The organism is Streptomyces sp. NPDC043896, from assembly GCF_056435605.1.
Map to the genome: position 1 here is coordinate 1 of NZ_JBWKEE010000003.1, position 16,188 is coordinate 16,188.

The window sequence follows — 16,188 nt, forward strand, 5'->3', positions numbered from 1 at the left end:
TCCCCCACCGAATGCCCGGCCAGGAAGTCCGGGCGCACACCCCACGACTCCACCAGCCGGAACAACGCCACCTCCACCGCGAACAACGCCGGCTGGGTGAAGGCGGTCCGCTCCAGGAGCCCGGCATCCCCGCCGAACACAACATCCCTGAGCGGGAGTTCCAGATGCGGATCCAACGCCGCACACACCGCGTCGAAGGCCTCAGCGAACACCGGCAACGCCGCGTGCAGTTCACGTCCCATCCCCAGGCGCTGGCTGCCCTGCCCCGAGAAGAGGAAGGCGGTCCGGCTGCCACCGACGGGCGTGCCCTGCGCGGTCTCCCCCCTCAGGACCGCCGTGGCCGTCGTGCGGCCTGCGACGAGGTCCTCCAGGCCGGCCAACAGCTCCTCGCGGTGCGTGCCGACGACGGCGGACCGCAGGTCCAGGCCTGCCCGGGGTGCCAGGGACACGGCCACGTCGAGGGGGTGGAGGTCAGGGTGGGCGGTGAGGTGGGCGAGGAGGCGTCCGGCCTGCGCGCGCAGCGCCGCCGGGTCCTTGGCGGACAGCGGCCAGACGACGGCTGGAGCGGGGGCCGGTACCCCTTCGGGCGTGTGGTGCCGTTCCGCGTCCTCGTCCTGTGCGGGCTGCTCGATGACGACGTGGGCGTTGGTGCCGCTGACGCCGAAGGAGGAGACGCCCGCCCGGCGCGGACGGCCGTCACGCTCCTCCCACTCCCGGGCCTCGGTCAGCAGGCGTACGTCTCCCGCCGACCAGTCCACGTGCGGCGACGGCTCGTCCACGTGCAGGGTCTTCGGCAGCACCCCGTGGCGCATCGCCATCACCATCTTGATGACACCCGCCACACCGGCCGCGGCCTGCGTGTGTCCGATGTTGGACTTGAGGGAACCCAGCCACAACGGCCGCTCCGCCTCCCGGCCCTGGCCGTAGGTGGCCAGCAGCGCCTGGGCCTCGATCGGGTCGCCGAGGGTGGTGCCCGTACCGTGCGCCTCCACCGCGTCCACATCACCCGCCGACAGCCCGGCCTGCGCCAGGGCCTGCCGGATCACCCGCTGCTGCGCGGGCCCGTTCGGCGCCGTCAGACCGTTCGAGGCACCGTCCTGGTTCACCGCGGAACCCCGCACCACCGCCAGCACCCGATGCCCGTTGCGGCGCGCGTCGGACAGCCGCTCCACGAGCAGCATCCCCACGCCCTCGGCCCAGCCCGTCCCGTCGGCATCCGCCGAGAAGGCCTTGCACCGCCCGTCGGCAGCCAGCCCACGCTGCCGGCTGAACTCCACGAAGATGTTGGGGGTCGACATCACCGTCACCCCACCCACCAGGGCCATGGAGCACTCGCCCTGGCGCAGCGCCTGCGCCGCCAGGTGCAACGCCACCAGCGACGACGAACACGCCGTGTCCACCGTCACCGCCGGCCCCTCCAGGCCGAAGGTGTACGCCACGCGGCCGGAGGCGATGCTGCCCGCGCTGCCGTTGACGAGGTAGCCCTCGAATCCCTCGGGGACGACGGAGAGTCGGGAGCCGTAGTCGTGGTACATGACGCCGGCGAAGACACCCGTACGCGAACCCCTCACCGTCCCCGGATCGATCCCGGCCCGCTCGAACACCTCCCACGAAGCCTCCAGCAGCAACCGCTGCTGCGGATCCATCGCAAGCGCCTCACGCGGCGAGATCCCGAAGAACCCCGCATCGAACTCCCCAGCCCCGTACAGGAACCCACCCTCACGCGCATAACTCGTCCCCGCATGATCCGGATCCGGATGGAACAACGAATCCAACGCCCAGCCACGGTCCACCGGGAACCCGCCGACCGCGTCACCACCCCCGGCCACCAACCGCCACAAGTCCTCCGGAGAACGCACCCCACCCGGATAACGACAGCTCATCCCCACGATCGCGATCGGATCGTCGACCGCCGGCACCTGACCGGCGGCGACGGCCGGCTCCGCCCCCGCGGGCGCGTTGCCGAGGATCTCGGCGCGCAGGAAGCGGCTCAGGGCCAGCGGGGTGGGGTGGTCGAAGACGAGGGTCGCGGGCAGCCGGGTGCCGGTGACGGCGCCCAGCAGGTTCCGCAGTTCGACGGCGGTGAGCGAGTCGAAGCCGAGGTCCTTGAAGGGGCGTTCGGCTTCCACCCGGTCGGGCGAGGCATGGCCGAGGACCGTGGCCACCTGGCCGATCACCAGGTCGGTCAGGACGCGGTCCTGTTCGGCTTCGGGCAGCGCGTGCAAGGTCGCGGCCAGGGCGGAGGCGCGGTCGGCGGCAGGGGTGGACGGGGCGCCGGGGCCGCCGTGGGCCTTGCGGACCGGGGGCTTGACCAGTCCGCGCAGCAGGGCGGGGACCTTGCCCTCGGCTGCCTGGACGCGGAGTCCGGCGTGGTCGAGCGGCACGGGGAAGAGGAGGTCCGCGCCGCTCGCGCAGGCGGCGTCGAACAGGGCGAGGCCGGTGGCCGCGTCCATGGCGACGAGGCCCATGCGGCGGATCCGCGCGAGGTCGGTGGAGTCCAGCTTGCCGGTCATGCCGCTGCCGTCGGCCCACAGGCCCCAGGCCAGGGACACGGCGGGCAGCCCGGCCGCGTGGCGCTGCTGGGCGAGCGCGTCGAGGAAGGCGTTGGCGGCGGCGTAGTTGGCCTGGCCCGCGCCGCCGAGCGTGGCGGAGACGGAGGAGAAGAGCACGAACGCGGACAGGTCCATGTCGCGGGTGAGCTCGTGCAGGTGCAGGGCGGCGTCTGCCTTCGGGCGGAGTACGTGGTCGACGCGGTCCGGGGTGAGGGCGGGGAGTATGCCGTCGTCGGTCACGCCGGCCGCGTGGACCACGCCGGTCAGCGGGTGCTCGACGGGAACCGACGCCAGGAGTGCGGCGAGCTCGGCGCGGTCCGCCACGTCGCAGGCGGCGGTGGTGACCCGGACTCCGAGGGTGGTGAGTTCGGCCTCGAAATCGGCCGCGCCCTCGGCGGCCGGGCCCCGGCGGCCGGCCAGCAGGAGGTGGCGTACGCCGTGCTCGGTGACGAGGTGGCGGGCGACGAGCCGGCCGAGGGTGCCGGTGGCCCCGGTGACGAGGACGGTGCCGTCGGCCCGGAAGCCCTGGTGCCGCTGCGGGGCCTCGTCGGCCGGGCGGTCCGGGTGTGCCGTCAGGCGAGGCAGCAGCAGCACCGTGCCGCCGCCGCGTACGGCGAGCTGGGGTTCGCCGGTGGCGAGCGCGGCGCGCAGGGCCGCCCGGCCGGGTCCGGCGTCCGGGTCCAGGCCGGGCTCCAGGTCGAGGAGGACGAAGCGGTCCGGGTTCTCCGACTGTGCGGTGCGCAGCATGCCCCACACGGCGGCCTGGGCCGGGTCGAGCGTGGCGCGTTCGGCGGGGGTGGCCGCGACCGCGCGGTGGGTGACGACGACGAGGGGGCGGCCGGACGTCTCCTCGGCGAGCCACCGCTGGATCAGGGCGAGCGTGCGGTGGGCGGTGGCGCGTACGGCTTCGGCCGGGCCGTCCGGTGCCGTACCGGTGCCGTCGGGGTCCGGGCCTGCGAGGGCCACGACGCAGTCGGGTTCGGGGGCGTCGGCGGGCACCGGGGCCGGGGTCCAGTGGAGGCGGAGGAGGCTGTCGGCGCGGGGGGCCGCCGCCGCGCGCAGCCGGTCGGCGGAGACCGGGCGCAGGACGAGGGCTCCGACCGATGCGACGGTCTGCCCCGCCGTGTCGGCGACCAGGACGGAGACGGTGTCCGGGCCGGCCGGGGTGAGCCGGACGCGTACGGCGGTGGCTCCGGTGGCGTGGAGGGTGACGTCGCTCCAGGAGAAGGGCAGCAGCCCCTGTCCGGTTCCGGTGCCGGAGAGCAGGCCGAGCCAGGAGGCGTGGAGGGCGGCGTCGAGGAGCGCCGGGTGCAGGCCGAACGCGTCCGCGTCCGGCGCGGTGCCGGCGGGCAGGGCCGCGGCGGCGTACAGGGCGTCGCCGTGCCGCCAGGCTTCCGTGAGTCCGCGGAAGACCGGGCCGTAGCCGAAGCCGAGGTCGTCGAGGAGCTCGTAGAGGTGGTCGGTGGCGACCGGTTCGGCGCCGGGCGGGGGCCATGCCGTGAGGTCGGCCGCTGCGCCGGCGGGGGGTGCGGCGGGTTCGGCGGACAGGGTGCCGCCGGCGTGCCGCGTCCAGTCGCGGGCGGTGGCGGGGTCCTCGGGGCGGGAGTGGAGCTCCAGGGCGCAGCGGCCCGTGGGGTCGGGTGCGCCGACGGTGAGGCGGAGCTGGACCCCTCCGTGTTCGGGAAGGACGAGCGGGGCCTCCAGGGTGAGGTCCTCGATGTGTGCGCGGCCGGCTTCCCGGCCGGCCCGCAGGGCCAGTTCCACGAAGGCGGTGCCGGGGACGAGTACGGCTCCGGAGACGGTGTGGTCGGCGATCCAGGGGTGTGTGGCGAGGGACAGCCGGCCGGTGAGCACGATGCCGCCGTCCGGAAGTACGACGGTGGCGCCCAGGAGGGGGTGTTCGGTGTCGGTGACGCCGATCGCGGTGGGGTCGGCGGTGGCCGGGACGTGCAGCCAGTAGGTCTCGCGCTGGAAGGGGTAGGTGGGCAGGTCGATGCGGCGGGCACCGTCTTCCGCGTACCGGGCCGTCCAGTCGACGGGGGTGCCGTGGACGTGGAGGTGGGCCAGGGCGGTCGTGGCGGCGAGCTCCTCCGGGCGGTCGGCCCGCAGCACGGGCACGGTGACGGCCTGCTCGTCCAGGAGTTCCCGGGCGAGGGCGGTCAGGACGCCGCCGGGGCCGATCTCCAGGAAGGTCCGCACCCCTTCCAGGGCCATGCAGTCGACGGCATCGGCGAAACGCACGGCCTCACGGGCATGACGCACCCAGTAGTCGGCCGAGCAGAACTCCTCCGCCGCCACGATCCGGCCCGTGAGCGCGGAAACGACCGGAACCTTCGGCACCTGGAAGGACACCGACTCCGCAACCCGGCGGAAAGCGTCCAGCATCGGGTCCATCAACGGCGAGTGGAAAGCATGGGAAACCGACAGCGCCTTCGTCTTGCGGCCGGCCGATGACAGCCGCTCCACCACCACGGCCACCGCGTCCCCGGCACCCGAAACCACCACGGACGCAGGCCCGTTGACGGCAGCGATCCCCACCCGGTCCTCCACCCCGGCCAGCAGGGGGCGTACCTCCTCCTCCGAGGCCTGGACCGCCACCATCACACCACCGGCCGGCAACTCCTGCATCAACCGACCACGAGCAGCGACCAGCATCGCCGCGTCTTCCAACGACAGCACACCGGCCACATGAGCCGCCGCGAACTCCCCCACCGAATGCCCAGCCAGGAAGTCCGGGCGCACACCCCACGACTCCACCAGCCGGAACAACGCCACCTCCACCGCGAACAACGCCGGCTGCGTGAAGGCGGTCCGCTCCAGAACCTCCGCGTCCCCGCCGAACACGACCTCGTTCAGAGGCAGTTCGAGGTGTCCGTCCAGGTGTGCGCAGACCGCGTCGAAGGCATCGGCGAACACGGGGTAGGCCGCGTACAGTTCACGCCCCATGCCCAGACGCTGGCTGCCCTGCCCGGAGAACAGGAACGCGGTCCGGCCCGGTTCGTGGCCGGTGGCCACGTCGGTGACGCCGGTGATGACGTGGGCGGCGGTGCCCGCCGTGTCCTCGTCTGCGAGGGCGTCCAGGCCGCGGAGCAGTTCGGCGCGGTCGCTGCCGAGGACGGCGGCGCGGTGCTGGAGGGCCGCCCGGCCGGTGGCCAGGGAGAAGCCGATGTCGGCCGGGGTGGCGTCCTCGTGCGCGGCGAGGTGGGCGCGCAGGCGCCGGGCCTGGGCGCGGAGTGCGGTGGGGGTCTTCGCGGACAGCAGCCAGGCGACGGAGGTGTCCGAGGCGGTGTCCTCCGCCGCAGCCGTGGCAGCCGTCGCGGCCGTGGCCTCGACGTCCTCGCCGTCCCCGCTGTCCCGCGCGGACCCGGCGGCTTCGGGCGCGGCCGGTGCGGCGGGGGCCTGTTCGATGATGACGTGGGCGTTGGTGCCGCTCACGCCGAAGGCCGAGACCCCGCCCCGGCGGACGTGTCCCGTGGTGTCGGGCCAGGCTACGGGGGCGGAGAGCAGTGCGACCGAGCCCGCCGTCCAGTCGACGTGCGGCGTCGGGGCGTCGACGTGCAGGGTGCGGGGAAGTTCCGCGTGCTGGAGGGCCAGTACCAGCTTGATCACGCCGGCGACGCCGGCGGCTGCCTGGGTGTGGCCGATGTTGGACTTGAGGGAGCCCAGCCACAGCGGCCGGTCCCCGTCCCGGTCCTGGCCGTACGTGGCCAGCAGGGCCTGGGCCTCGATGGGGTCGCCGAGCCGGGTGCCCGTGCCGTGGGCCTCGACCACGTCGACGTCGCCGGGCGCGAGGCCCGCGTCCGTCAGGGCCTGGCGGATGACGCGCTGCTGCGAGGGCCCGTTGGGGGCGGTCAGGCCGTTGGAGGCGCCGTCCTGGTTGATCGCGGAGCCGCGTACGACGGCCAGGACCCGGTGCCCGTTGCGGCGGGCGTCGGAGAGCCGCTCCAGGAGCAGCATGCCGGTGCCTTCGCCCCAGCCGGTGCCGTCGGCGGCGGCCGCGAAGGCCTTGCAGCGGCCGTCCGGGGCCAGGCCGCGCTGGCGGCTGAACTCGACGAAGATGCCGGGGCCGGACATGACGGTGACGCCGCCCGCTAGGGCGAGTTCGCATTCGCCCTGGCGCAGGGACTGGACGGCGAGGTGGAGGGCGACGAGGGAGGAGGAGCAGGCCGTGTCGACGGTCAGCGCGGGCCCTTCGAGGCCGAAGGTGTAGGCGAGACGGCCCGAGACGACGCTCGCGGCCCGGCCGGTCAGGAGGTAGCCCTCGACCCCTTCGGGGGCCTGGCGCAGGCCCGAGGCGTAGTCCTGTCCGTTGGAGCCGATGAAGACGCCGGAGCGGCTGCCCTTGAGGGTGGCGGGGTCGATGCCGGCGCGTTCGAAGGCCTCCCAGGTGGTTTCCAGCAGCAGTCGCTGCTGGGGGTCCATGGCGAGGGCCTCGCGGGGGGAGATGCCGAAGAAGGCCGCGTCGAAGTCGCCTGCGTCGTGGAGGAAGCCGCCTTCGCGTGCGTAGGTGGTTCCGGGGTGCTGCGGGTCGGGGTGGTAGAGGGTTTCGAGGTCCCAGCCGCGGTTGCGGGGGAAGGCGGAGAGGGCGTCCTCGCCCTGCGCGAGGATCTTCCACAGGTCCTCGGGGGAGGTCACCCCGCCGGGGAAGCGGCAGCTCATCGAGACGATGGCGATGGGTTCGTCGTCGGCGGGCCGGGCGGCGGGTGCGGGAGCGGTCGTACCGGTCGCCGTGGTGCCGAGGAGCAGGGTGTCGAGGTGGGCGGCGAGCTCGGCCGGGCTGGGGTAGTCGAAGACGACGGTGGTGGGCAGCCGCAGGCCGGTGGCGCCGGCCAGGCGGTTGCGGAGTTCGATGGCGGTGAGCGAGTCGAATCCGGTGTCGCGGAAGGCCCGCCGGGGCTGGATCGCGTCGGCGCCGGAGTGGCCGAGGACGGTGGCGGCCCGGGTGCGGACGAGCTCGGTCAGGGCGCGCAGGCGTTCGGGGGCCGGGAGTCCGGCCAGCTGTCCGGCGAGCGCGGGGCCGCCGTCGGCGGGGCCGTTCGCGCCGGTGGGGTGGGCGGCGCCTTCGAGGATGCGGCGGGCTTCGGGGAGGCGGTGCAGGAGCGGGTAGTCGCCGGTGTGGGCGAAGGCGGGTACGAAGCGCTCCCAGTCGATGTCGGCGACGGTGACGGCCGTGTCCTCGTGGTCCAGGGCGCGGCGCAGGGCGGCGATGCCCAGGTCGGCGGGCATGGGGAGGATGCCGCGCCGGGTGAGGTGTTCCTCGGCGTGGCGGCCCATCATGCGTCCGCTGCCCCAGGAGCCCCAGGCGATGGCGGTGGCGGGCAGGCCCTGGGCGCGGCGCTGGTGGGCGAGGGCGTCGAGGTGGGCGTTGGCGGCGGCGTAGCCGCCCTGGCCGCCGTTGCCGACGATGCCGGCGATGGAGGAGAACAGGACGAAGAAGTCGAGGTCGTGGCCGGCGGTGAGTTCGTGGAGGTGGAGTGCGGCTTCGGCTTTGGGACGCAGTACGTGTTCCAGCCGGTCGGTGGTCATGCCGTCGAGGACGCCGTCGTCGAGGGCGCCCGCGGTGTGGATGACGCCGGTGAGGGGGTGTTCGGCGGGCAGGGAGCCGAGGAGGCGGGCGAGGGCGGGGCGGTCGCTGACGTCGCAGGCGGCGAGGGTGGCGCGGCAGCCGAGGGCGGCGAGTTCCTCGCGGAGTTCGGCGGAGCCTTCGGCGGCGGGACCGCTGCGGCTGGTCAGGACGAGGTGGGCGGCTCCGGAGCGGGCGAGCCAGCGGGCGACGTGGGCGCCGAGGGTGCCGGTGCCGCCGGTGACCAGGACGGTGCCGTGGGGGCGGGCGAGGGTGTGGTCGCCGGTGGGGGCGGCCCGGTCCGCGGTGGCGCGGACGAGGCGGCGGGCGAGGATGCCGCCGGCCCGGACGGCGAGTTCGTCCTCGCCGCCGGGGTCGGCGAGGAGGCCGGTGAGGTGGTCGAGGGCGCGGGCGTCGAGGGTTTCGGGCAGGTCGACGAGGCCGCCCCAGCGCTGGGGGTGTTCGGCGCCGGCGACCCGGCCGAGGCCCCAGAGCTGGGCCTGGGCGGGGTGGCGGGGCGGGTCGGCGGGTCCGGTGGCCACGGCGCCGGAGGTGGCGCACCACAGGGGTGCGCCGATGCCGGTGTCGCCGAGGGCCTGGACGAGGGCGAGGGTGGCGGCGAGGGCGGCCGGCACGCGGTGTCCGGGTGCGTCGGCGGGGTCTTCGGCGAGCAGGGAGAGGACTCCGGTGACGGTGTCGGCCGTCAGGGCGGCCCGGCCGAGCCGGTCGGTGAGGAGTGCGGCGACGGTCTGCCGGTCGGGGTGGGCAGCCGGGTCGAGGGCGAGGTGTTCGACGCGGGCGCCGCGGGCGGTGAGGGCCTCGTGGACGGCGGTGGCGGTGGCGCTGTCGTGGTGTGCGGTGGTGGTGACGAGCAGCCAGGTGCCGGTGAGCCGGGGGCTGGCGCCGCGCCGGGTCCGCGGTTCGGTGGGGGTCCAGGTGACGCGGTAGCGCCAGGTGTCGATGCGCGCGGTCCGGGTGGTGCGGCGGCGCCAGTGGGCGAGCCGGGTGAGCATGCTGTCGAGGGAGGCGTCGGGGTCCAGGTCCAGTGAGCTGGTCAGGGCCTGGACGTCGGTGTTCTCGACGGCGGCCCAGAAGCGGGCCTCGTCCTCGCTGTGGGCGGTGCCGGTCGCGGGGGTGGCCGGTGCGGCGGGGTCGAGCCAGAAGCGGCGCCGCTGGAAGGGGTAGGTGGGCAGGTCGGCGGGGCGCGGGTGCGGGCCGGTGAAGGCGGCGCCCCAGTCGGCGGGGGCGCCCCGGGTCCAGGCCTCGCCGAGGGAGGTGAGGAAGCGGGCGGAGCCGCCGTCGCCGCGGCGCAGGGAGGGGATGACGTCGACGGTGGCGGCGGCGTCCTCGGCGGTCTCCTGGAGGCCGATGGCGAGGACGGGGTGGGGGCTGCATTCGACGAGGAGCCGGTGGCCGTCGGCGATGAGGCGGCGGGCGGCGGGCTCGAAGCGGACGGTGGTGCGGAGGTTGGTGTACCAGTAGGCGGCGTCGAGGGCGGCGGTGTCGACGGGTTCGCCGGTGACGGTGGAGTAGAGCGGTACGCGGGGGGTGAGCGGGGTGATGCCGGCGAGGGCTTCGGCGAGTTCGGCCTCGATGAGTTCGACGTGGGCGGAGTGGGAGGCGTAGTCGACGGGGACCCGTTTGGCGCGGACGCCGTCGGCGGCGCAGGCGGTGAGGAGTTCGTCGAGGGCGTCGGCGTCGCCGGAGACGACGGTGGAGCGGGGTCCGTTGACGGCCGCGATGCCGAGCCGCCGGCCCCACCGTTCCAGGCGCCGGGTGACGTCGGCGAGGGGTTCGGGTACGGAGACCATGCCGCCGAGTCCGGCGAGGCGGGCGAGCAGGCGGCTGCGGAGGGCGACGACCCGGGCGGCGTCGTCGAGGCTGAGGGCGCCGGATACGGCGGCGGCGGCGATCTCGCCCTGGGAGTGGCCGATGACGGCGGAGGGTTCCACGCCGAAGGAGCGCCACAGTTCGGCGAGGGAGACCATGACGGCCCACAGTGCGGGCTGGACCACGTCGTCGGCGCTGTCGAGGGCGGGGGCGCCGGGGGTGCCGCGCAGGACGTCCTCCAGGGACCAGTCCACGTACGGGGCGAGGGCGCGGCCGCAGGCGCGGAGCCGCTCGCGGAAGACGGCGGAGGTGTCGAGGAGTCCGGCGGCCATGCCGGCCCACTGGGAGCCCTGGCCGGGGAAGACGAAGGCGACGCGGCGGGCGTCGGCGGCCGTGCCCTGCGCGGTGCGGGGCGTGGAGCCGCCGGCGGCGAGGGCGCGCAGGCCCTCGGTGAGTTCGGCTTCGGTGGTGCCGGTGACGACGGCGCGGTGTTCGAAGGCCGTGCGGGTGGTGGCGAGGGCGTGGCCGGTGTCGGCGGGCCGGCGGCCGGGGTGTGCCCGGGTGTGCGCGAGGAGGGCTTCGGCCCGGGCGGCCAGTGCCTCGGGGCTGCGGGCGGACAGGATCCAGGGGATGGCGGTGGTCCCGGCCTCGGGAGCCCCGTCGGTGGGGGTTCGCGCCTCGGGGGTCTCGTCGGCGGGGGCTTCTTCGATGATGGCGTGGGCGTTGGTGCCGCTGATCCCGAAGGAGGACACGCCGAAGCGGCGGGGGCGGCCGGTCGCGGGCCAGTCCACGGCGTCGGTCAGCAGCCGGACCCGTCCGGCGGTCCAGTCGACGTGCGGGGAGGGTTCCTCGGCGTGCAGGGTCCTGGGCAGGAGCCCGTGCCGGAGCGCGAGTACGGACTTCAGTACGCCGGCGATGCCCGCGGCGGCCTGGGTGTGGCCGATGTTGGACTTGAGGGAGCCCAGCCACAGCGGCCGGTCCGCCTCCCGGTCCTGGCCGTACGTGGCCAGCAGGGCCTGGGCCTCGATGGGGTCGCCGAGCCGGGTGCCGGTGCCGTGCGCCTCGACGGCGTCCACGTCGGCGGGCGTCAGCCCGGCGTTGGCCAGGGCCTGGCGGATGACCCGCTGCTGGGCGGGGCCGCTGGGCGCGGTGAGTCCGTTGGAGGCGCCGTCCTGGTTGATGGCGGAGCCGCGTACGACGGCCAGGACCCGGCGGCCGTTGCGGCGGGCGTCGGAGAGCCGCTCCAGGAGGACCATGCCGGCGCCCTCGGCGAGGCCGAAGCCGTCGGCGTCGGCGGAGAAGGCCTTGGAGCGGCCGTCGGGGGCCAGCGCGCGCTGCTTGCTGAACTCGATGAAGGAGCCGGCCGTCGGCAGGACGGTGACGCCGCCGGCCAGGGCCAGGGAGCATTCGCCGGTGCGCAGCGACTGGGCGGCGAGGTGCAGGGCGACGAGGGAGGAGGAGCAGGCGGTGTCGACGGTGACGGCGGGGCCTTCGAAGCCGAAGGTGTAGGCGAGGCGGCCGGAGGCGACGCTGACGCTGTTGCCGGTCAGCAGGTAGCCGCTGATGTCCTCGGGGGCCTCGTGGAGGCGGGGTCCGTAGTCCTGGTTCATCGCCCCGACGAAGGTTCCGGTGCGGGTGCCGCTCAGGGTGGAGGGGTCGATGCCGGCGCGTTCGAGGACCTCCCAGCCGGTCTCCAGGAGGAGCCGCTGCTGGGGGTCCATGGCGAGGGCCTCGCGCGGGGAGATCCCGAAGAACTCCGGGTCGAAGGCGGCGGCTTCGGGGAGCATGCCGGCTTCGCGCTGGTAGTAGCGGCCGGGGCGGCCGGGTTCGCCGTCGTAGAGGCCTTCGACGTCCCAGCCGCGGTCGGCGGGCAGGGCGGACACGGCGTCGCCGCCCTCGGCGAGCAGCCGCCACAGGGCTTCGGGGGTGTCGGTGCCGCCGGGGAGGCGGCAGCTCATGGCGACGATGGCGACGGGTTCTTCCCAGGCGGCCGCGGTGGTGGCCGCGGTGGTGTCGTCGTCGGCCGGGCCCTCGTGGGTGCCGAGGGCTTCGGCGAGGATCCGGCCGGTGAGGGAGGCGGGGGTGGGGTGGTCGAAGACGACGGTGGGCGGCAGGCGGAGGCCGGTGGCCTCGTTCAGGCGGCCCCGGAGTTCGACGGCGGTGACGGAGTCCAGGCCGAGGTCGCGGAAGGCCCGTCCGGGGGCGACGGCGTCGGGGCCGGGCAGCCCCAGCAGGGCGGCGGTGAGGGAGCGGACGAGTGCGGCGGCGGTGCGTTCGCGTTCGGCCGCGGGCAGCAGGGCGAGCCGGGCGGCCGGGGACGGGTCGGCGGCGGCCTCGCCTTCGGCGGCCCGGTCGTCGGCGGAGGTCCGCCGGAAGGGGTAGGTCGGCAGCGGCGTCCGGTCCGTCGGGGCGTCGGGGAAGGCGGCCGCCCAGTCGACGCCGACGCCGTGGACGCAGGCCTCGGCGAGGGCGGTCCGCAGGCGGTGCAGGCCGCCCTGGTCGCGGCGCAGGGTGGCGACGGTGACGGCGTGGCGTCCGGCGGCCGCGGCGGTCTCCTGCACGGCGGCGGTCAGCGAGGGATGGGGATTGATCTCCACGAAGGCTTCGTGGCCGTCGGCCAGCAGGGCGTGGGTGGTCTGCTCGAAGCGGACCGGACGGCGCAGGGCCTCGAACCAGAACCCGGCGTCGAGGGTGCGGCCGTCGACGAGGCCGCCGGTGGCGGACGAGTACAGGGGGGTGTGGGCGGCGCGGGGCGCGAGGCCCGTGAGCGCGGCGAGCATCCGGTCGCGTACGGCGTCGGCGTGCGCGGAGTGGGCGGCGGCGCCGAGGCGTACGCGGCCGCAGCGGACGCCCTCGCCCTCCAGTTCGGCGCGCAGGGCGCGTACGGCGTCGCCGTCGCCGGAGACGACGTGGGACTCGGGTCCGTTGTGGGCGGCGATGACCAGCCGGTCCGCCCGGTGGGCGAGCCGCTCCTGGAGCCGGTGACCGGGCAGGCTCACGGCGAGCATGTCGCCGCCCTGTCGGGCGAGTTCCGCCAGGGCCTCGCCCCAGGCGTGGATGGTGCGGGCGGCGTCCTCCAGGCCGAGGGCACCGGCCAGGTGGGCGGCGGCGACCTCGCCGATGCTGTGGCCGGCGTAGGCACGGGGGCGGACCCCGTGGGCCCGCCAGGTCTCGGCGAGGGCGATCTGCACGCCGAAGGTGGCGGGCACGCTGACGTCGGGCGTGTCCAGGGCGGGGGCGCCGGGCGCGCCGCGGAGCACGTCGGTGAGGAGCCAGCCGGTGAAGGGGGCGAGGGCCTGCTCGCAGCGCAGGGCCGCGGTACGGAACTCCGCCGAGGTGTCGAGGAGTTCGGCACCCATGCCGGGCCACTGTCCGCCGATGCCGGACAGGACGAAGGCGGCGGGGCGGTCGGTGGCGGTGCCGCGGACCACGTCGGCGGCGAAGCCGCCGTCCGCGAGGTTGGCGAGGGCGTCGAGGAGCCGGCCGGGGCCGTCGCCGAGGAGGACGGCGCGGTGCGGGAAGGAGTGCCGGGTGGTGGCGAGGGCCCGCCCCACGGCGGCGGGGTCGAGGCCGGGGTGTGCGGTGAGGTGCTCGTGGAGCTGCCGGGCTCGCGCGCGCAGGGCCTCGGGGCCGGCGGCGGACAGGACCCAGGGCAGCGGCGCCCCGGCACCGTCGGCGCGGCCGGTGACGGCGGCCGCGCCGGAAGCCGTACGGGGGACGGCGTTCCAGCCCAGGTCGGCAGTGGCGGCCTCGGGGCCCGTACCGGGGGCGGCGGGGGTGGTGAAGCGGCCGTCCGGGCCGAGTACGGCGAGCACCCGGTCGCCGTCGGCCCGGGCTCCGGCGAGGGACTTCAGCAGGACGGCGCCGTAGCCGCCGGCCCCGGCGCCGGGCGCGCCCGGCAGGTGTACGCCGGGGCCGGCGGCCAGGGCGAGGCTGCTCTCGCCCCGGCCGAGGCTCTCGCGGGCCGCGCGCAGCGCGTCGGCGCCGGTGGGGAGGCGGTGCGGCGGCGGGGCGGCGTCCGGGGCGAGCCGCAGGACCGCACCGACCGCGGCGGCGGCCTCCTCCTGTTCCGGGAGCCCGGCGTCCGGCCCTGCGGGGACGGCGAGGAACACGCCGGTGCGCGGGGCCGCGGCCGGGACGACTCCGGCGTCCTCCAGCGCCGCCCACCAGGTCTCCGCGGCGGCCGGGCCGTACGGCAGGGCCGCGGCCAGGGCACCGGCCAGGGCGGGGTCCGACGGGTCTCCGGTGGCCTCCGCGAGGAATTCCGCGTCGAACGCCCGGCCCGTGCCGGTGTCCTCGGCCGGCCGGTGTGCCGACCCGATCGCCACGATCACCTCGTGTGCGCCGTTCCCGGATTCCTCCGGCATCGCAACAGACTCGCGCATCATGTGTGCTCCATCGACCCGTTGAACTACTGCTGGTGTGCTGGTTCCGCAGCGCCTCGGGGCGTGCGGGCGTACCGGGGAGGACCCCCGTGGTGTTCCCCTGTGCTGCCGGACCGGTCGCCCCCTCGGGCCCGGCGGACCGGCGTCCGCCGCCGGCTAGGAGGCGGTGACGTCCTGCCGGATGACGCGCTCGATGTTCCGTTCGGCCAGGGCGGTGATGGTGACGAACGGGTTCACGCCGATGGAGCCGGGGATGAGCGAACCGTCGGTCACGTAGAGGTTCTTGTAGCCGTTCACCCGGCCGTAGTCGTCGGTGGCCCTGCCGAGGACGCAGCCGCCGAGCGGGTGGTAGGTGAAGTCGTCGGAGAAGGCCTTCAGCTGCTTGCCGAAGAGGTCGTAGCGGTACATCGTCGTGTTGGCCCTGTTGATGCGGTCGAACAGCGACTTCGCGGCGTTGACGGCGGGGGTGTTCTGGTCGCGGGTCCAGCGCAGGGCCGCCCGGTCGCTCGCCGCGTCGTAGGCGAAGGTGCCGCGTTCGGGGTTCTTGGTGATCGCCAGGTAGAGGCTGACCCAGGTCTCCAGGCCGGCGGGCATGGGGGCGATCTCGGCGAAGACGGGGTTCTGCGGGTTGTCCCAGTCGTCGATGCCCAGGGCGGGTATGGAGGACTGGCTGGCGCCGGTGGGGTTCCACACGTGGTTGGCGCGGGCGGTCATGATGTTGCCGTTGGGGCCCCAGCCGGCACCGATCTCGGAGCTGAGCTCGGGCAGGGTGCCGGTCTCGCGGGCGCGCAGCAGGAGTTCGGTGGAGCCGAGGCTGCCGGCGCCGAGGAAGAGGTACCGGCAGGAGATCTCCCTGGTGGCCAGCAGCCGGCCGTCGGCGTCACGCTGTTCGACGGTCAGGAGGTAGGTGCCGTCCTTCTGCTGCCGGATGGTCCTGGCCTGGTGCAGGGTCTCGATGGTGACCTTGCCGGTGCCGAGGGCGGCGGCCAGGTAGGTCTTGTCCAGGCTCTGCTTTCCGTGGTTGTTGCCGTAGATGACCTCGGCGGCCAGCGCGGACTTGGGTGCCTGTCCGGCCGCCTCGCGCCGCATGTGGTCGAAGTCGTAGACGTTGGGGACGTGGACGGTGCCCAGTCCGGCCTTCTGGGCCTGGTCACGGGAGACCCGGGCGAACTTGTACCACTCGGTGTTCTCGAACCAGGTGGTGTCGATGTGGTTGACGCGGAGCATCGAGTTGGCTCGCGGGAAGTAGCGGGTGTACATCTCGGCGGCGTCGACGCGCGGCAGCACCTCCTCGAAGTACGAGCGCTTCGGGGCCACCGCCATGCCGCCGTTGACGAGGGAGCCGCCGCCGACGCCCCGGCCCACGTACACGGACATCTGGTCGAAGTTGACGCGGTCCAGGACGCCCGCGTACGGGTCGATGTCGCGGTTGGCCAGGTCCAGCCAGAGGAAGCTGCCGAGGGGGGCCTCGGTGCGGTTCTTGAACCAGGTGGTGCGCTTGTCGGGGTTGAGCATGCCGGCGAAGACGTTGCCGTCGGGGCCGGGCTGGTTCCACAGCCGGCCCATTTCGAGCATGACCGTGCGGATTCCGGCCTCGCCCAGGCGCAGGGCGGAGACGGCGGCGCCGTAGCCGGTGCCGATGACGACGGCGGGGACGAACGCGGTGCCGTCGGCGCGGTCGGCGGCCAGGGCCCGGGGGGCGCCGATGGTGGTGCCGCCCGCGAGGGCCGCCGCGCCGAGGGCCGTCAGTCCGAGCAAGCGGCGGCGTGACAGGTGCTGTTCCACGGTGTGTACCTGACTTTCGGGAGGAATGGGGCGAGCGGTGGCGTGGGGGTGCCGGGCGCGGCGGACGCGGGAA

General features: G+C 75.2%; 2 protein-coding genes. Both read right to left on the reverse strand.

The genetic code is table 11. The features are described 5' to 3' along the window. On the reverse strand, positions 1-14,330 hold a 14,330-nt coding region (locus AC069X_RS04785; RefSeq protein ID WP_478725131.1), incomplete at its 3' end, for a type I polyketide synthase. A 156-nt stretch (positions 14,331-14,486) separates the two neighbouring features. Next, positions 14,487-16,115, reverse strand: coding sequence for a GMC oxidoreductase (locus AC069X_RS04790; RefSeq protein ID WP_478725133.1), 1,629 nt, complete (start codon positions 16,113-16,115; stop codon positions 14,487-14,489). Positions 16,116-16,188 lie beyond the last annotated feature (73 nt).